The 18311-nt window shown below is 66.9% G+C and carries 16 protein-coding genes; 5 read left to right on the top strand and 11 right to left on the bottom strand.

All coding sequences use genetic code 11. The annotated features are described in order from the left end of the window. The 7 genes from RKE40_RS24560 to zapE form a co-directional block, all read right to left on the bottom strand. A partial coding sequence (locus RKE40_RS24560) for a biotin/lipoyl-containing protein (protein ID WP_316020821.1) occupies positions 1-323 on the bottom strand: 323 nt, incomplete at its 3' end. A gap of 93 nt (positions 324-416) precedes the next feature. Beyond that, positions 417-3374: a 2-oxoglutarate dehydrogenase E1 component gene (locus tag RKE40_RS24555; RefSeq protein WP_316020820.1), complete on the bottom strand. Its 2958-nt coding sequence runs from the start codon at positions 3372-3374 to the stop codon at positions 417-419. 118 nt (positions 3375-3492) lie between these two features. Beyond that, entirely contained in the window at positions 3493-4377 is an 885-nt protein-coding gene (gene sucD / locus RKE40_RS24550) for a succinate--CoA ligase subunit alpha (protein ID WP_066477331.1), read from the bottom strand. A gap of 9 nt (positions 4378-4386) precedes the next feature. After that, on the bottom strand, positions 4387-5583 hold the full coding sequence (gene sucC / locus RKE40_RS24545) for an ADP-forming succinate--CoA ligase subunit beta (RefSeq protein WP_316020819.1): 1197 nt from the start codon (positions 5581-5583) through the stop codon (positions 4387-4389). Between the two features lie 117 nt (positions 5584-5700). Further along, entirely contained in the window at positions 5701-6663 is a 963-nt protein-coding gene (gene mdh, locus RKE40_RS24540; RefSeq protein WP_066477327.1) for a malate dehydrogenase, read from the bottom strand. Between the two features lie 244 nt (positions 6664-6907). Continuing rightward, positions 6908-7507 carry a TetR/AcrR family transcriptional regulator gene (locus RKE40_RS24535; protein ID WP_066477324.1) on the bottom strand — a complete coding sequence of 200 codons (600 nt, stop codon included), beginning with the start codon at positions 7505-7507 and terminating at the stop codon, positions 6908-6910. 3 nt (positions 7508-7510) lie between these two features. After that, a complete protein-coding gene (gene zapE, locus RKE40_RS24530) occupies positions 7511-8689 on the bottom strand; it encodes a cell division protein ZapE (RefSeq protein WP_066477322.1) in 1179 nt (392 codons plus the stop codon). A gap of 308 nt (positions 8690-8997) precedes the next feature. On the opposite strand from zapE, the gene RKE40_RS24525 reads away from it, so the two are divergent. Beyond that, positions 8998-9603: a GNAT family N-acetyltransferase gene (locus RKE40_RS24525; protein ID WP_316020818.1), complete on the top strand. Its 606-nt coding sequence runs from the start codon at positions 8998-9000 to the stop codon at positions 9601-9603. A 15-nt stretch (positions 9604-9618) separates the two neighbouring features. Here the strand turns inward: RKE40_RS24525 and RKE40_RS24520 are convergent, their stop codons facing one another. Next, positions 9619-10317, bottom strand: coding sequence for an AprI/Inh family metalloprotease inhibitor (locus tag RKE40_RS24520; RefSeq protein WP_316020817.1), 699 nt, complete (start codon positions 10315-10317; stop codon positions 9619-9621). A gap of 182 nt (positions 10318-10499) precedes the next feature. Here RKE40_RS24520 and RKE40_RS24515 point away from each other — a divergent pair, with 182 nt between their 5' ends. Further along, positions 10500-10928, top strand: a complete 429-nt coding sequence (locus tag RKE40_RS24515; RefSeq protein ID WP_316020816.1) for a RidA family protein — start codon at positions 10500-10502, stop codon at positions 10926-10928. Between the two features lie 15 nt (positions 10929-10943). Here RKE40_RS24515 and RKE40_RS24510 read toward each other — a convergent pair whose 3' ends face one another. Continuing rightward, complete coding sequence (locus tag RKE40_RS24510; protein WP_316020815.1) at positions 10944-12521, bottom strand: OpgD/OpgG family glucan biosynthesis protein; 1578 nt, start codon at positions 12519-12521, stop codon at positions 10944-10946. Between the two features lie 664 nt (positions 12522-13185). Between RKE40_RS24510 and RKE40_RS24505 the strand changes: the two genes are divergently transcribed. The 3 genes from RKE40_RS24505 (at position 13186) to RKE40_RS24495 (ending at position 16789) form a co-directional block, all read left to right on the top strand. Next, positions 13186-14331, top strand: coding sequence for a type III PLP-dependent enzyme (locus RKE40_RS24505; protein WP_066477314.1), 1146 nt, complete (start codon positions 13186-13188; stop codon positions 14329-14331). A gap of 228 nt (positions 14332-14559) precedes the next feature. After that, on the top strand, positions 14560-15096 hold the full coding sequence (locus RKE40_RS24500; protein WP_316020814.1) for a GNAT family N-acetyltransferase: 537 nt from the start codon (positions 14560-14562) through the stop codon (positions 15094-15096). A 256-nt stretch (positions 15097-15352) separates the two neighbouring features. Continuing rightward, positions 15353-16789: a homospermidine synthase gene (locus RKE40_RS24495; protein ID WP_316020813.1), complete on the top strand. Its 1437-nt coding sequence runs from the start codon at positions 15353-15355 to the stop codon at positions 16787-16789. Between the two features lie 67 nt (positions 16790-16856). On the opposite strand, the gene RKE40_RS24490 is transcribed toward RKE40_RS24495, so the two are convergent. Beyond that, positions 16857-17159, bottom strand: coding sequence for a hypothetical protein (locus tag RKE40_RS24490; RefSeq protein WP_316020812.1), 303 nt, complete (start codon positions 17157-17159; stop codon positions 16857-16859). Between the two features lie 122 nt (positions 17160-17281). Further along, positions 17282-18238 carry a hypothetical protein gene (locus RKE40_RS24485; RefSeq protein ID WP_316020811.1) on the bottom strand — a complete coding sequence of 319 codons (957 nt, stop codon included), beginning with the start codon at positions 18236-18238 and terminating at the stop codon, positions 17282-17284. Positions 18239-18311 lie beyond the last annotated feature (73 nt).

Genomic DNA, 18311 nt, shown 5'->3' with positions numbered 1-18311 from the left:
GCGCCGGAGGCGGCCGGTGCGGGCGCGGCGGCAGCCGGCTTCGGAGCCTCGGCGGCCGGCTTCGGCGCCGCGGCCACGGCAGCGCCACCGGCGGTGATCGAGCCGAGCAGGGCGTTGACGCCGACCGTCTCGCCTTCCTTGGCGACGATCTCGCCAAGCACGCCGGCGGCCGGGGCGTTGACCTCGAGGGTCACCTTGTCGGTCTCGAGCTCGACCAGGGGCTCGTCTGCCTTCACCGCCTCGCCGGGCTTCTTGAACCACTTGCCGATCGTCGCCTCGGAAACGGATTCGCCGAGGGTGGGTACGCGGATTTCAGTCGCCATGTCAGGCCTCTTCTCGTGTCTTGGTCTCGAACCCGGTGCCGAAAGACGGGGCGGTCTTCGGGGAACACCGGGCTCCGGCGATAGCGAAGCGGATCAGGCCGCGAAGGCCTCATCCAGGAATGCGTTGAGCTGGGCGAGATGCTTCGACATCAGGCCGGTCGCCGTCGCGGCCGAGGCCGGCCGGCCGACATAGCGCGGCCGCTTCGACTTCGAGCCGGCATGGCCCAGCACCCATTCCAGATAGGGCTCGACGAAGGTCCAGGAGCCCATGTTCTTCGGCTCCTCCTGGCACCAGACCACGTCGGCGCCCTTGAAGCGCGACAGCTCCTGCGCCAGCGTCTTCAGCGGGAACGGATAGAGCTGCTCGACGCGCATCAGGTAGACGTCGTCGATGCCACGCTTCTCGCGTTCCTCGAGCAGGTCAAAATAGACCTTGCCGGAGCAGAGCACGACCCGGCGGATCTTCGAGTCCTTGACCAGCTTGGTCGTCGAGTTGCCGCGCTCGGCATCGTCGTGCAGCACGCGGTGGAAGGTCGAGCCCTCCGCCAGTTCGTCGAGCGTCGAGACGCAGCGCTTGTGACGCAGCAGCGACTTCGGCGTCATCAGGATCAGCGGCTTGCGGAAGTCGCGCTTCAGCTGCCGGCGCAGGATGTGGAAATAGCTCGCCGGCGTCGAGCAGTTCGCGACCTGCATGTTGTCCTCGGCGCACATCTGCAGGAAGCGCTCGAGACGGGCCGAGGAGTGCTCCGGACCCTGGCCCTCATAGCCGTGCGGCAACAGGCAGACCAGGCCCGACATGCGCAGCCACTTGCGCTCGCCCGACGAGATGAACTGGTCGAACACCACCTGCGCGCCATTGGCGAAATCGCCGAACTGCGCCTCCCACATCGTCAGCGCGTTCGGCTCCGACAGGGTGTAGCCGTACTCGAAGCCGAGCACCGCCTCTTCCGAGAGCATCGAGTTGATGACCTCGTAACGCGACTGGCCTTCGCGGATATGGTTCAGCGAGGTGTGACGAGCCTCGGTCTCCTGGTCGATCAGCACCGAATGGCGCTGCGAGAAGGTGCCGCGCTCGCAATCCTGGCCGGAGAGGCGCACCGGGTTGCCGTCGAGCAGCAGCGAGCCGAAGGCCAGCGCTTCCGCCGTCGCCCAGTCGATCCCCTGCCCGCTCTCGACCGCCTTGCGGCGGTTGTCGAGGAAGCGCTGGATCGTCTTGTGGACGTTGAAGCCTTCCGGGACCTCGGTGATCTTCTGCGTGATCTCCTTGAGCACGGCTGCCGGCACGCCGGTCGCGCCGCGGCGCGGATCGTCCTCGTCGGCGCGCATCGCCTTCATGCCGGCCCAGCGGCCGTCGAGCCAGTCGGCCTTGTTCGGCTTGAAGGACTGGCCGGCGTCGAACTCGACCTCGAGCTTGTCCTTCCAGGCCGCGCGCATCTGGTCGAGCTCGCCCGGCTGAATCACGCCCTCGGCTTCGAGCTTGCCGCTGTAGAGCTCCAGCGTCGACTTGTGGCCGCGAATCTTGCGGTACATCAGCGGCTGGGTGAAGCCCGGCTCGTCGCCTTCGTTATGGCCGAAGCGACGATAGCAGAACATGTCGATCACGACCGGCTTGTGGAACTTCTGCCGGAACTCGATCGCGACCTTGGCGGCGAAGACGACCGCTTCCGGATCGTCGCCGTTCACATGGAAGACCGGGGCCTCGACCATCTTCGCCACATCGGACGGATAGGGCGAGGAGCGCGAATAACGCGGATAGGTGGTGAAGCCGATCTGGTTGTTGATGATGAAATGCAGCGAGCCGCCGGTGCGGTGGCCCTTCAGCCCGGACAGGCCGAGGCACTCGGCCACGACGCCCTGGCCGGCGAAGGCGGCATCGCCATGGATCAGTAGCGGCAGCACCTTCGAGCGCTCGACGATGTCGCCGAACTGGTCCTGCTTGGCACGCACCTTGCCGAGCACGACGGGGTCGACGATCTCGAGATGCGAGGGGTTGGCGGTCAGCGAGATATGGACGTTGTTGCCGTCGAACTCGCGGTCCGAGGAAGCACCGAGATGGTACTTCACGTCGCCCGAGCCCTCGACGTCGTCGGGCGCGAAGGACCCGCCCTTGAACTCGTGGAACAGCGCGCGGTGCGGCTTGCCCAGCACCTGCGTCAGCACGTTGAGGCGGCCGCGATGGGCCATGCCGAAGACGATGTCGCGCACGCCGAGCGCGCCGCCGCGCTTGATGATCTGCTCCAGCGCCGGAACCAGCGACTCGCCGCCATCGAGGCCGAAGCGCTTGGTGCCGGTGAACTTCAGATCGAGGAACTTCTCGAAGCCCTCGGCTTCGACGAGCTTGTTCAGGATCGCGCGCTTGCCCTCGCGGGTGAAGGCGATCTCCTTGTCCGGCCCCTCGATGCGCTCCTGCAGCCAGGCCTTCTGCTCGGGGTCGGAGATGTGCATGAACTCGACGCCGACCGTGCCGCAATAGGTCCGCTGCAGGATCGCCGTCATCTCGCGGATGGTGGCGAATTCCAGGCCGAGCACGTTGTCGATGAAGATCTTGCGGTCGAGGTCGGCCTCGGTGAAGCCGAAGGCGGCCGGCGAGAGCTCCTCGATGTCCTTGATGCCCTCGATCCCGAGCGGGTCGAGCTGGGCATGCAGGTGGCCGCGCATGCGGTAGGCCCGGATCAACATGATGGCGCGCACGGAATCGCGCGTCGCCTGCTGGACGTCGGAAGCCGACAGCGTCGTGCCGGCCGCCTTGGCCTTGGCGCCGAGCTTGTCGCCGATCACCTTCTCGACAACGGCCCAGTTGCCGTCGAGCGCCGAGACGATCTCGCCGCCGGCCGGGATCGGCCAGTTCGGCTTCTTCCAGGAGGCGCCCTTGGCGTTGTCGATGATCGCCTGGCGCTCGTCGTTCAGCCCGGCGAAGAAGCCCCGCCACTGCTCATCGACCGACTTCGGGTCGGCCTGATAGCGGGCGTAGAGATCCTCGATATAGGCCGCGTTGCCGCCGTAGAGGAAACCCGTCTGCGCGAGAGCCTCGTTGATGTCCTGGCGAGCCATGTCGTCCTGCCTTCTTCCTGCCTAGCACATCCGGGTCGGCCCCTCGCCGACCCATCACTTGTCATTCCAGCGCCGCAACGTGCCGGCCGGGCCCCTGCCCGGCCGGCTGTCGCGACACTCAGCCCTTCAACACGTCCACCAAGGTCTTTCCAAGGCGCGCCGGCGAGGGCGAGACCCGGATGCCGGCGGCTTCCATGGCGGCGATCTTGTCTTCCGCGCCGCCCTTGCCGCCGGAGATGATCGCGCCGGCATGGCCCATGCGGCGGCCGGGAGGCGCCGTGCGGCCGGCGATGAAGCCGACCATCGGCTTCTTGCGGCCGCGGCGGGCCTCGTCCTTGATGAACTGCGCCGCATCCTCTTCGGCCGAACCGCCGATCTCGCCGATCATCACGATCGACTTGGTCTTCTCGTCAGCGAGGAACATCTCGAGCATGTCGATGAACTCGGTGCCCTTGACCGGGTCGCCGCCGATGCCGACCGCGGTCGACTGGCCGAGGCCTTCATTCGTGGTCTGGAACACTGCCTCATAGGTCAGCGTGCCGGAGCGGGAGACGATGCCGACCGAGCCCGGCTTGAAGATGTTCGCCGGCATGATGCCGATCTTCGACTCGCCGGCGGTGACGACGCCCGGGCAGTTCGGCCCGATCAGGCGCGACTTCGAGCCAGAGAGCGAGCGCTTGACGCGAACCATGTCGAGCACCGGGATGCCCTCGGTGATGCAGATGATCAGCGGGATCTCGGCGTCGATCGCCTCGCAGATCGCATCCGCCGCGCCCGGAGGCGGGACATAGACGACCGAAGCGTCGGCCCCGGTCTTCTCGCGCGCCTCGGCGACGGTGTCGAAGACCGGCAGACCGAGATGCAAGCTACCGCCCTTGCCGGGCGAGGTGCCGCCGACCATCTTGGTGCCGTAGGCGATCGCCTGTTCGGAATGGAAGGTGCCGTTCTTGCCGGTGAAACCCTGGCAGATGACCTTGGTGTTCTTGTCGATCAGGATTGACATCGGTTTTCCTCAAGCCTTCTTGATCGCGGCGACGATCTTCTGCGCCGCATCGTCGAGATCATCGGCCGGGATCACATTGAGCCCGGACTCGCGGATGATCTGCTTGCCTTCCTCGACATTGGTGCCTTCGAGGCGCACCACCAGCGGCACCTCGAGCCCGACCGACTTGACCGCCGCGATGACGCCGCGCGCGATGACGTCGCACTTCATGATGCCGCCGAAGATGTTGACCAGGATGCCCTTCACCTTCGGGTCGGCGGTGATGATCTTGAAGGCTGCCGTGACCTTCTCTTCGGAGGCGCCGCCACCGACGTCGAGGAAGTTCGCGGGCGATTCCCCATAGAGCTGGATGATGTCGAGCGTCGCCATGGCGAGGCCGGCACCGTTGACCATGCAGCCGATCGTGCCGTCCAGCGCGATATAGGCGAGGTCATACTTCGACGCTTCGATCTCCTTGGCGTCCTCTTCCGTCTCGTCGCGCAGTTCCATCAGCTCGGGATGGCGGTAGAGCGAGTTGGAATCGAAGGAGACCTTGGCGTCGAGGCACTTGATCTGGCCCTGCGTCGTCACGATCAGCGGGTTGATCTCGAGCATCGCCATGTCCTTGGCGACGAAGGCGGCGTAGATCTGGTTGAGCACGGAACCCGCCTGCTTGGCGAGGTCGCCGGACAGGCCGAGCGCCTTCGCGACGGTGCGGCCGTGATGCGGCATGATGCCGGTCGCGGGATCGACGGAGAAGGTCAGGATCTTCTCGGGCGTGTCATGGGCGACCGCCTCGATGTCCATACCGCCCTCGGTCGAGACCACGAACGCGACGCGCGAGGTCTCGCGGTCGACCAGCGCCGAGAGATAGAACTCCTTGGCGATGTCCGAGCCGTCCTCGATGTAGAGGCGGTTGACCTGCTTGCCGGCTTCGCCGGTCTGCGCCGTCACCAGCGTGTTGCCGAGCATTTCCTTGGCATGAGCCTCGACCTCTTCGACCGACTTGGCGAGGCGGACGCCGCCCTTGGCGTCGGCTGGCAGTTCCTTGAACTTGCCCTTGCCGCGGCCGCCGGCATGGATCTGGCTCTTCACGACATAGAGCGGGCCGGGCAGCTTCTTGGCTGCCTCGACGGCTTCCGCCACCGTGAGCGCCGGGAAGCCGGCGGAGACGGGCGCGCCGAACTCCTTGAGGACCGCCTTGCCCTGATATTCGTGGATGTTCATGCCTGATGTCCTGTTTGAAAGGGTCGGATGGCGACGATGGCAGGCGGGCAATGCCGAGAGGCGGGTGACGACGCGAGATCGTCATCCGCCAAGTTCGGCCTCGCCGCCCGCTCTATCTCACGCCAGTGACGGATCGATGGCCTTGCAGGCGTCGATCAGGCTCTGCACCGAAGCGACCGACTTGCCGAGCATCTCCTTCTCGGCGCCGTTGAGGCGGATCTTGACGACGCGCTCGACGCCCTTGGCGCCGATCACCACCGGCACGCCGACGAACATGTCCTTGACGCCGTACTGGCCCTTCAGCGCGGCGGCTGCCGGCAGCACGCGCTTCTGGTCCTTGAGATAGCTCTCGGCCATGGCGATCGCCGAGGCGGCAGGGGCGTAGAAGGCCGAGCCGGTCTTGAGCAGGTTGACGATCTCGCCACCGCCCTTGCGGGTGCGCTCGACGATGGCGTCGAGACGCTCCTGGGTGGTCCACTTCATCTTGACGAGGTCCGGCAGCGGGATGCCGGCGACGCCGGAATAGCGGACCAGCGGCACCATGTCGTCGCCATGGCCGCCGAGCACGAAGGCCGAGACGTCCTTGACCGAGACCTTGAACTCATCGGCGAGGAAGTGGCGGAAGCGGGCGGAGTCGAGCACGCCGGCCATGCCGCAGATCATGTTCGGCTTCAGGCCCGAGAACTTCTGCAGGGCCCAGACCATCGCGTCGAGCGGGTTGGTGATGCAGATCACGAAGGCCTTGGGAGCATACTGCTTGATGCCCTCGCCGACCGACTTCATCACCTTGAGGTTGATCCCGATCAGGTCGTCGCGGCTCATGCCGGGCTTCCGCGGCACGCCGGCGGTGACGATGATGACGTCGGCGCCCTTGATGTCCTCGTAGGAGTTCGTGCCCTTGTAGCCAGCGTCGAAGCCGTCGACCGGGGCGGACTCGGCGATGTCGAGGCCCTTGCCCTGCGGCGTTCCCTCGGCGATGTCGAACAGGACGACGTCACCGAGTTCCTTCAGGCCGGCGAGGTGAGCCAGGGTGCCGCCGATCTGTCCGGCGCCGATGAGGGCGATCTTCTTGCGGGCCATTGCCTAGTCCTTGTCCTTGGATACGTGAACCGGAAAACCGTGGGTTCTTTGGCCCAACCCGGCGTGGGGCTCAACCCTGCGCAGATTATGGCAAATCCGTGAATTCAGGCACCAAAATCGGCCATTTTTCGGCGAATAGCAAAGGAAATCAAACTATTACAAACTTGGCCGGCGAGCCCCCCGCCAGGCCTGCCGGAAAACCGAACAATGACATTTTACAAATTATGTCATTTTCTTTTGGATTTTAGATCACGCCGGTCGCCAATGTCCGAAGCGCGACCCTGATCAGCGTCGAAAGCCGGGCATCGACGGACTCCTGGGGGACGTCCGCCTCGAGCTCGAGCGCCGCCGGATGGATGAAGCGATGGGTCGCGTCGATCACGAAGGCAATCGCCCGGTCGCGGTCGCGCGGCTCGAAGGCGCCGGTGGCGATACCGTCGTCGATGACGCGCTCGAACAGGGCGCGGACTCGCGCGCGGTTGCGCCGGCTGATCGCATGGCGCTTGGCGACCGCCTGCGACAGCGCTGCGAAGAGATGCGGGTCCTCGTGCAAAAGGTCGCGATTGGCCTTGGCCAGGGCCAGGATCAGGCGCTCGAGCTTGTCCTCCGCAGGATCGGGTCCATCCGCGATGTCGGCGAGCCTGCGTTCGGTCGCCTTGAGCCAGACATCGACCACGGCATCGACCAGCGCCACCCGCGAGGGGAAATAGCGATAGACATTGGCATGGGTCATGCCGGCCTCTTCCGCCACCGCCACCACGGTGAAGCGGCGCAGGCCGTGCAGCCTGAGATGCTCGCTGGCGACCGAGAGGATGCGGGTCTCGCTCGGCTCGCGCGCGACCACGGCTCAGGTCTCCACCAGCCCGGTCGTCTCGCCGCTCGCGGCGGAATCGGCGCGGCCATGCGGCAAGGCGAGATACTCCTCCGAGCGCATCTCGATCAGGCGCGAGACGGTCCGGTCGAACTCGAAGGCCTCGCGGCCCGAGCGCGCCACATAGAGCCCCGTCGGCTCGGCCGCCGCCGAGGCGACCAGCTTCACATGGCTCTCATAGAGCGCGTCGATCAGAATGATGAAGCGCTTGGCCTCGTTGCGCCGGTCCATGTCCATCACCGGGATGTCGTCGAGCACCAGCGTATGGAAATCCTGCGCCAGCGCGAGATAGTCCGAGGCGCCATAGGCCTGAGCGCAGAGATCGCTAAAGCTCGCCCGCGCCACGCCCGCCGCGGCCTGCGGCAGCTTGAGTTCGTGCCCCTTGATGTCGATCGTCACCGGCGCCCCCCTGGCGACGCCCGAGAGTTTGAAGAAGGCCTTGTCGAGCGCCGCCCCCGCCGCCGCATCGGCCGGCACGTGATAGGTCGGCGCGCCCCCGAGCTTCTCCAACCGGAAATCGGTGCGCGCATCGAGCCGGATCACCTCGACCTTGCCGGCGAGCAAGCTGATGAAGGGCAGGAAGAGCGCACGGTTGAGGCCGTTCTCATAGAGCCGGGACGGCTCGACATTGGAGGTCGCGACCACCACGACACCGGCCGCGAACAGCGCCGTGAACAGACGGCCGAGGATCATCGCATCCGCGATGTCGGTGACCGTGAACTCGTCGAAGCAGAGCAGCGTCGCCTCGGCCGCCAGCGCCTCCGCGACCGGGCCGATTGGATCGGGCTCCTTGACCCTGCCGGCCTTCAGTTCCTGCCGATAGGCATGGATGCGCTCATGGACGTCGGCCATGAAGGCGTGGAAATGCACGCGCCGGCGCGAGGCCAGAGGGGCCGCCTCGTAGAACATGTCCATCAGCATGGTCTTGCCGCGGCCGACCGAGCCCCAGATGTAGAGACCCTTGACGCTTTCCGGCGGCGGCTGCTTGCGGCCGAACAGCCAGCCGAGCGCGCTGCTCTTCTTCGCCAGCCGGCGGCTGGCGAGGGTTTCGGTCAGCGCCTGCAGGCGATTGACGACCGCGACCTGGGCCGGGTCGCGTTCGATCGCACCGGATTCGACGAGGGCGGCATAGCGTTCGGGGAGCGTAGCGGACATGGCCTGGAGGCAAAGGAGGAGCGCCTGAGGGTTACGGCAGGCCAGCCCGGCCCGCAAGCTTCAGCCGATTCCGGCCAGGCCGGCACCACCTCCCGCCCCTTCGAAACGCGGAGGATAATTCCACTGCATTGCGGCACCTGCTCAGCAGATTTGCCCATTATTCCCGCATTTAGCGGTAATTTGCCGCAATCCGGTCTCTTGTATTCCGCATTCGCGAGCGCATCTTCAGCGCCGAGTTAGGGAAGAATACGCCTCCTGGTTGGCAGCGTGTCACAGCGCTTTATCAGGAGCTGCAATTGAATCGTTCGATGAAACCTGGCGCGAAAGCCAGGCACGGCGAGGTCAGGCGTCTCTGGCCTACCGAGCGCGACCTCTTCACCGCCCATCTTCTGCGCCTCGACGCCGCGACCCGGCGCGAGCGCTTCGGCACGGCGGTCAATGACGAATTCCTCGTCGACTATGCCGAGAGCACCTTCGGCATCGGCGGGCTGGTCTATGCCTATGTCGAAGAGGGAGAAGTCCGCGGCGCCGCTGAATTGCGCGGCCTGGAGGATTTCGTCGTGCAGACCGGCGAGGCCGCCTTCAGCGTCGAGAAGGGCCGGCGCCGGCGCGGCATCGGCGAGGCGCTGTTCGGACACCTGATCACCGCCGCCCGCAACCGCGGTATCCGGACGCTCTACATGACCTGTCTTCCCGAGAACATTGCGATGCGCAATCTCGCCCGCAAGTTCGAGGCGGAACTTGTCACAGGCTACAACGACGTCGAGTGCCGGATCTCTACCGGCGCTCCGACGCCCTTCACCCTGCTCGACGAGGCGCTCAACCACGCCCAGGGCTTTGCGGCGATGTCGCTGGCCCTGCAGCGCAAGCTCTGGCAGCCGGCGCTTTTCGGCGCGACCGGCGGGCGTCACTGATGTCGGGCGGAGCTCTCAGCGATTGAGCGAGAGCGCCGCCCCCGACTTGGTGACAGCACCGTTCATCGCGCCGCTGCCGGCAACGCGCAGCCGCGCCACCACCGAACCGCCACGCTGGTAGAGATAGACCTCGCCGTCCCGGTAATCCCAGGCATTGACCTGCTGCAATTCGCGATTGGAGCAGCCATTGGCGCTCGCGCGATAGAGGTCGAGCGAGGGGGCGCTCGAGAGCTGCACCCGGCAGGAGCCCCCCGTCGCCTCCTGCGCCGTCCAGCTGCCGACGACGGCATCACGCGAGGAGCCGGCGCTGCGTGCCGGGGCCGGCGTCGGACTGGGGTTGGCGTTGGCGACCTGGCCGCGCAGCTGCGGCGCCTCGGTCACGCGCTCGACCGGCTGCTGCCCCTGCGGCGCGGCCTGGGGATCGAAGAAGGGATCGTTCGACGGCGGCAGACCGGCTCCGCCTCCCGGAGGCGCCGAGGCGACGGGATAGCCGCCCGGCGGCGGCAGCGGCTCGGACATGACCGGCGCCGAGGAGATCGGCGGGGCGGACTGGACCGGCTCGCTGTAGACCGGCCCGCGCCCCATGCCCGGGCCGGGCCCCGGACCGGAGAAGCGCTGCGAACCGGCACAGGCCGCCAGTCCGAGCATCGGCAGGAGGCCGGCGAGCCGCAGCAGGCGCGGCAGGGGAAGCATCTTCGGATTCATCTTCGCCATCTCGATTGCTCGGCCACCCGGCGATACCGCCGACGCAACCTTCCTTGCACCCTAGATTTCCTGCCTGAACAAGGCATGACCGCGTTCAAGGCGGCAAAATCCGCGCAGGTCAAGCAATCTCACGGTTTCGCAGGCCCCCGCGCCATGGCAGAACCGGCCGTATCGACAGTCTGGACCAGCCGATGAAGCCGCTCAGCCCCGCCACGATTCGCCCCCCCTTCGCCCGCTACAGCCACGGCGTCGAGCTCCCGGCCGGGCAGCGGCTGGTGTTCTGCTCCGGCCAGCTCGGCATCGCCGCCGATGGCACGATCCCCGAGAGCCCCCGTGAACAGGCCGATCTCTGCTTCGCCAACATCGCTGCGATCCTCGGCGAAGCCGGCATGACCCTCGCCGACATCGTCCGGGTCAACGCCTATGTCACCGACCGCGCCCATATGAAGGGCTATATGGAATCGCGCGACGCCCATGTCGGGACGCCGCCGCCGGCCTCGACCTTGATGATCGTGTCCGGCTTCACGCTGCCGGAGTTCAAGGTCGAGATCGAGATCGTTGCCGCGGCGCCGGAAAAGCGGCGCAAGACAGCGCGCAGCATCACCGCCCCGAAGTTCTGAAGCCGGGCAGCCGGCTCAGGCCGGCTCCGGCGCGCGCCAAGGATAGGTCCAGGTCTCGGTCAGCGCCTTGTCGCCGGAGCGCAGGAAGGCGCGCAGATCGGCCATCTGGCCGGGCTCGACGGCGATGTCGAAGAAGGCGCGGAAGCCTTCGGTCTTGCGGTTCGGCACGATGAAGGCACGCACGATCCGCCCGTTCGAGATCGAGGGCACGATCTCGACCTTCTCAGGCTGGTTGAGGTGGTAGGCGAGATCGCCGCCGGAAAAGTCGATGATGAAGCGCCGCGCCCCATCCGGAACCGGCTCGCCCGAACCCAGCGCCTTGGGCCGTGCCTGATAGGTGTTGATCGCCCGCCCGCCGGGGTGCAGCTCGTCGGCATCGAGCATCGCCGAGAGCTTGTAGCGGAAGCTGAATTCGCGGCCGGGCTCCAGCGGGTTCTTCGGCGCCCAGAGCGCGACCACATTGTCGTTGGTCTCGTCGGTGGTCGGCAGTTCGATCAGCTCGACATGGCCCTCGCCCCAGTCGCCCTCCGGCTCGATCCAGTAGGAGGGCCGCAGTTCGTAAGCGAGGTCGAGATCCTGATAATGCTCGAAGACGCGGTCGCGCTGGATCAGGCCAAAGCCGCGGACATTGCGCTCGACGAAGTAGGACGAGGCTTGCTCGCGCGGATTGCGCAACGGGCGCCAGATCCACTCGCCGCTGCCGGAATGGATCATCAACCCGTCGGAATCATGCAGCTCGGAGCGGAAATCATCGTGGAAGCGCCGGTCGTTCTCGCCGGTGAAGAACATCGAGGTCAGCGGCGCCAGGCCAAGCCGCTCGATCTTCTTCCGGGCGAACAGCGTTGCCGAGACGTCGAGCACGCTGTCCTGGCCGGGATAGATGTTGAAGCGATAGGCGCCGGTCGCCGAGGGCGAATCGAGCAGGGCGTAGACCGTGATGCGCTCGGCATTGGCCGCCGGCGAATCGATCCAGAACTCCCGGAAGACCGGGAACTCCTCCCCATCGCGCACGCCGGCGCCGATCGAGAGCCCGCGCGCCGAGAGCCCGTAGCGCTGGCCGCGGCCGAGCACGCGGAAATAGCTCGCGCCGATGAAGGAGATCAGCTCGTCGAAGACGCGCGGATCGTTCAGCGGATAATGCAGGCGGAAGCCGGCGAAGCCGAGATTGACCGGCAGCGGCTTCTCGAACTTGGTGCGGCCATAGTCGAAGAGATTGGCGGCGTAGGGCACCGGCGTCGGCACCCCGTCGCGGATGACGTTCACCGTCACCGGCCGTGTGAAGAGGAAGCCGGGATGGAACATCTGCAGGCGGAAGCCGGTGTTCGTCTGAGCCAGCATGGAACGCTCGGGCCGAAAGCGGATTTCGCGCCAGGCGTCGAAATCGAGCCGCGTCAGCGCCTCCGGCAGGCTCGGCCCCGCCTCATAGGGCGCCAGCGAGATTTCACGGGCGCGGCGCACCACCTCCTCGAAGCCGAATCGCGGTTGCGGCGGCGAGGCCTCGGGCTGCTGGGCCAGCAGCGCCTGCGGCGCGGCCGCGGCGCACAGGGCGGCGCTCAGCCCGGCCAGAACCCGGCGGCGGTCAGTCACGGTCATGATAGAAGCTCGTCCCAGTCATAGGCGCCCTTAAGGCGCTTTCCGACAATGACTTAGGGGATGAAATGGGGCCGGTCTAGGGCCGGATCCGGCCGCTGCCGCGGCGGTCATCGCGCTCTGGCGGCCACTCTTTGGAATCTTGCGCCGCGTTCGCCAAAAAAACCGCGTCCGGGCGTAAGAAAAAACTTGAAGCCGGGGCCACCCATCCGTATATGGGCCTTACCCAATTCGCACGTGCCTGTGGCCGCGTGCCGGTCGGTGGGCATCCGGACAAGAGGCCGGACAGCCGCCAGGGATGGGAAACGGATGGAGGGGGATGGATATCCCCTCAAATCACGCTCCCGGTCTTCGCAAGAGGACCGCTCCCGAACAGCGACTGGCAGCCGGAGGCGAAACCGGCGAACCCCGAATCTCCACGGGGGACGCAGCTTAAAGCAACGACGGAGCGGGCTTTTTTGGTCTCGTTGACCCTCCAAAGGTCAACACCGAAGAGGCTTGTCCTTCATTGCCGGCCGTGCGGGGATAAATCTCCCAATCGACGGTGTTTTCGGGTCCGGACGTTTCGTCCGCTGTCCTTGGCGTCTCCATCGCGCCTCGGATCGCGAACGTTTCAACCGGCTACACGTCGTATCGGCGCCGCTTGCGCCGAAGAGGAGTCGCGCCGATGACCGAGCGCATCCGTGCATTTCTGCGTGACCGCCGTGAGGATGGTCCCTGCGTCGTGATCGACCTCGAGGTCGTGCGCGAAAACTATGTCGCCTTCTCCCGGGCGCTGCCGGACACCCGCGTCTTCTACGCGGTCAAGGCGAACCCGGCGCCGGAAGTGCTGCGCCTGCTGGCCAAGCTCGGCTCCTGCTTCGATTGCGCCTCGGTCGTCGAGATCGAGCTCGCGCTCTCGGCCGGCGCCACGGCGGACCGCATCTCCTTCGGCAACACCATCAAGAAGGAGCGCGACGTCGCCCGCGCGATGGAGCTCGGCGTGCGCCTGTTCGCCGTCGACTGCATCGCCGAGACCGACAAGATCGTCCGCGCGGCCAAGCTGACCGGCACGCAGGATGCGAGCATCTTCTGCCGTATCCTCTGCGACGGTGCCGGCGCCGACTGGCCGCTCTCGCGCAAGTTCGGCTGCGTGCCCGAAATGGCCGCGGACGTGCTCGAGCATGGCCACCGCAACGGTCTGCGCGCCTATGGCATCTCGTTCCATGTCGGCTCGCAGCAGGCGAACGTGCACGCTTGGGATTCGGCCCTGGCCTCGGCCTCGGCGGTGTTCAAGGAGTGCGCTACCCGCGGCATGTCGCTGTCGATGGTCAATCTCGGCGGCGGCTTCCCGGCGCGCTATCTGCGACCGATCCCGGGCGTTCCGGCCTATGGCGATGCGATCTTCCAGGCGCTGTCGAAGCATTTCGGCAACCGCCTGCCGGAGACCATCATCGAGCCGGGCCGCGGCATGGTCGGTGAGGCCGGCTTGATCGAGGCCGAGGTCGTCCTGATCTCGAAGAAGAGCGAGGACGACCAGGTTCGCTGGGTCTATCTCGACATCGGCAAGTTCAACGGACTGGCCGAGACGATGGACGAGGCGATCCGCTACCCGATCCGCACGGAGCGTGACGGCGACGCCACGGTGCCTTGCGTGCTGGCCGGCCCGACCTGCGATTCGGTCGACGTGCTCTACGAGAAGACGCCTTACATGCTGCCCTTCTCGCTCGAGATCGGCGACAAGGTGCTGATCGAAGGCACGGGTGCCTATACGACGACCTATTCGGCCGTCGCCTTCAACGGCTTCCCGCCGCTGAAGCAGTACGTCATCTGACGTTCGACGGGGGCACTGACCGCCCCTTGTGAATCGGGTCCGGCGAAGCGCCCTGCCAGGATCGGCAGGCCGCCCGGGAAACCGGGCGGAGCGTTCGTGCCTCCAGAATGGAGGGCGCGGGCGTGGCTCCCGCCGGACCCAATTTCCCCATTCCCTGACATAGAGGCCGCGTTCGCGCGGCGCCGGGAAGGTCCGCGGAGGCGCGGGTGCTCCGGCCGGAGGTGCGCCATGATCACGATTCGCGAGGAAATCGCCGCGGATGTCCCGGCCCGCGAGCTCTTGCTCGATCGCTGCTTCGGCGAGCGCCGCACCGCCAAGTCGAGCGAGCGCCTGCGCGAAGGCCGTCTGCCGGCCGAGGGCCTCGCCCTCACCGCCGAGCGCGATGGCGCCGTCATCGCTACGGTCCGCCTCTGGCATGTCGAGGCCAATGGCCGGCCAGCGCTGCTGCTCGGCCCGCTCGCGGTCGCGCCCGAACTGCATGGCGAAGGCCTCGGCGGCACGATGATGCGTGAGGCGATCGCCCGCGCTGCCGATCGCGGCCATGGCGCGATCCTGCTCGTCGGCGACGCACCTTATTACCAGCGCTTCGGCTTTTCGGCCGCGCCGATGGCCGAGCTTGCCATGCCCGGCCCGGTCGAGCGCGAGCGCTTCCTCGGCCTCGAGCTGCGCGACGGCGCCCTCGTCGGCGTCAGCGGCGTGCTCAAGCCCACCGGTGCGCTCGTCGCGACCGGGGGAATGGACGGTCTCCGACGTCGCGCCGCCTGAAACCGGGGAACAGCACTCCTCGTCGACGGGCAGGCCATAGGCCTGCCCGTTTTCGTTTGCGCCGGCGCTCCCGGACGTTTCCGGGCCAGCTTCATCCGGCCGTCATCTCGATGGGCGAGCGTCCCGGCGCAAGCGTCCGGAAATCGCGGCCAACCGCCTGCAAAGGCGAGGTTTTTGCCTCTCAGCATTGACGTGGGGGTCCCAACCCCATACGAGCCACGCTTCAGTTGAAAATCTAACCCAGGAGTTGAAAAGAATGATGGATTGGCCCGTACACGGCGAGATCACCGGCCCGATCGTGATGATCGGTTTCGGTTCGATCGGCCGCGGGACACTGCCGCTGATCGAGCGGCACCTTAAATTCGACAAGAGCCGGTTCGTGGTCATCGCGCCCGACGACGACAACCGGGCGCTTCTGGACGAACGCGGCATCCGCTTCATCCACGAAGCCGTGACGATCGACAACTACAAGTCCATGCTCGAGCCCCTGCTGACCGCGGGCGGCGGCCAGGGCTTTTGCGTCAACCTGTCCTGCGACACGGGTTCGCGCGACCTGATGGAATTCTGCTCCAGCCTCGGAGCCCTCTATATCGACACGGTCAACGAGCCCTGGCTCGGCTTCTATTTCGACCAGAGCAAGGGCCCGGCCGAGCGCTCGAACTACGCGCTGCGCGAAATGACGCTCGCCGCCAAGCGTGCCCGCGCGCCTGGCTCGACGACCGCCGTGTCCTGCTGCGGCGCCAATCCCGGCATGGCCTCATGGCTCGCCAAGAAGGCTCTGCTCAACCTCGCCGCCGATCTGCGCCTGAACGTGCCGGAGCCGAAGACCCGCGAGGAGTGGGCCGCGCTGATGCAGCATGCCGGCGTCAAGGGCATCCACATCGCCGAGCGCGACACGCAGCGCTCCCGCAACCCGAAGCCGCCGGGCGTCTTCGTCAACACCTGGTCGGTGGAAGGCTTCATCTCGGAAGCCGTGCAGCCCTCCGAACTGGGTTGGGGCACCCATGAACGCTGGATGCCGGACAACGCCTTCACCCATGAGACGGGATCGCAGGCTGCGATCTATCTGATGCAGGCCGGCGCCGAGACCAAGGTCAGGAGCTGGTGCCCGACGCCCGGCCCGCAATACGGCTTCCTCGTCACGCATAACGAGTCGATCTCGATCTCGGACTACTTCACCGTGCGCGACGACAGCGGCAAGGCGATCTACCGGCCGACCTGCCACTACGCCTATCACCCGGCCAACGACGCCGTGCTCTCGCTGCACGAGATGTTCGGCAATGCCGGCCGTCCGCAGACCGAGCACCACATCCTCGAGGAGAACGAGGTCGTCGACGGCATCGACGAGCTCGGCGTGCTGCTCTACGGCCACGCCAAGGGCGCCTACTGGTTCGGCTCGCAGCTCTCGACCGAGGAGGCGCGTACCTTGGCCCCCTACCAGACTGCGACCGGTCTGCAGGTGACCTCGGCCGTGCTCGCCGGCATGGTCTGGGCGCTCGAGAACCCGAAGGCGGGAATCGTCGAGGTCGAGGAGATGGACGTCAATCGCTGCCTCGAGATCCAGCGGCCCTATCTCGGCCCGGTCGCCGGCTACTACACCGACTGGACCCCGCTCGACGGCCGCCCGGGCCTGTTCCCGGAGGACATCGACGCGTCCGACCCCTGGCAGTTCCGCAACATCCTGGTGCGCTGACCAGCGACGGAAGCAAAAAGGCCCGCCTTCCGGCGGGCCTTTCTCATTCGGATGCCTGCAACCGGCGTCAGAAGCCGGGAGTCGAGAAGCTGTTGGCGAAGGGATTGCGGCCGCCGCCGATGCGGGGCGGCAAAGTGGCCTCGCCATAGAGCTCGCCAGCAGCCGAATAGACCGGGCTGGCGATGATGTTCTGGGTCGCGTAGCGGTTCATGCTGCCGACCGCGACGACGTTGCCGGCATCGAAATAGCTGCGCTTCTGCACGGTGATGCGCAGCGGCCGCCGCTCCTGCGCCTCGGCCAGCGAGACGGCGAAGGTCGTGGCGGCGAGCGAGATGGCGAGGCCGGCGGCTAGACGCGAGAACGAACGCATGGGAGGTCTCCTGAGGCGGCTGCCCCGCCGGGGCTGATGTCCAATCGGTGACGCAACGGTACAACGCCAGAGTTAATGTTTTTGTTGCGCCTTGCTAGAGGTGGACCGGGGTCACGACGCCGTTACCGCGCATTTCCCTGCTTGCCGGACGTCGTCTTCAGGGCCGGGGCCTTGCCGTCGGCATCGAGCCCGGCGCCCTTGCGCCCAGCCGCCGCCTGACGCGGCACCGAACAGCCCGGTCTGCGGTGCGGCTCGGCCTTCGCGAAGAGCGCCCGCAGCTCAGGATCATCACCGGCGCTGAGCAGCTCGATCCGATCGAGCATGCAGGCGAGCTGAGCCCGATCGGCCGGCTTGCCCTCGCCGCCGCACCACCAGCCCGAGAAGGAGAGATGCGCCGATCCGTCGAGATGGCGGAAGCCGATGCAGGCGCGTCCGGCACTGCCATCGTTCAAGCTGATATCGGCGGTCTCGACCATGCCGAACTTGGTCTCGACCGGGATCGTCGCGCCGCTGCGCCCGACCGAGAGCCCGCGTGCCGCGCTGTCGCGCACCAGGGCGATCACGAAGGGCTGCGACAGCCCGGCCGGCACGGCCTGCGCCCCGCCCTCGCGGTTGGCCTGCAGCTTGAGCGCAAGGAACGGCTTGTCCTCGCCGAACTCGCCGAAGCTCAGCATGTCCTCGCGCCGCGTCCCGTCCTGGCTGCGCCGCGCCTCGTAGCCGGCGCGCTTGCCGAGCTCGGGCGTCTCCAGCCCGAAGAGCGCGACAGGCCGCGCGATGCTGATCCAGCCATCCTCGCCGAAGGCGGCCGGAACCGCCTGGATGCGCACGTCGCGGATCGCAGGCGCGGCCGGTGCCTCGACCGGTATGATCGTCGCCAGAGTCGGTAGATCGACCTCGCTCGGGCCGGAGGAGAGCCCTGCGACCAGGGTCGCCGTCAGTCCGATGCCGGTGGCCGCCGCGGCACCGCGCCAGACCAGGCCGCGCGTCAGCCCGAAGCTTCCCGAGCGCAGCAGGCGCCCCAAGGCGCGCACGAAGGCCGAGAAGCCCGCTTCCAACCTGTCGGCGAGATCGATGAGCATGGTAACGGGATCGATGCGCCTTGACGGCACCGTCCTCGCCTCGCCGGCCGGCGCCGGCCTTCCCAGGCGCGAC

Source organism: Allobosea rubneri (genome assembly GCF_032464875.1).
Classification (GTDB): Bacteria; Pseudomonadota; Alphaproteobacteria; order Rhizobiales; family Beijerinckiaceae; genus Allobosea; species Allobosea rubneri.
Note: the sequence above shows the minus strand (reverse complement) of the source record. Positions and strands in the feature narration are given on the sequence as shown.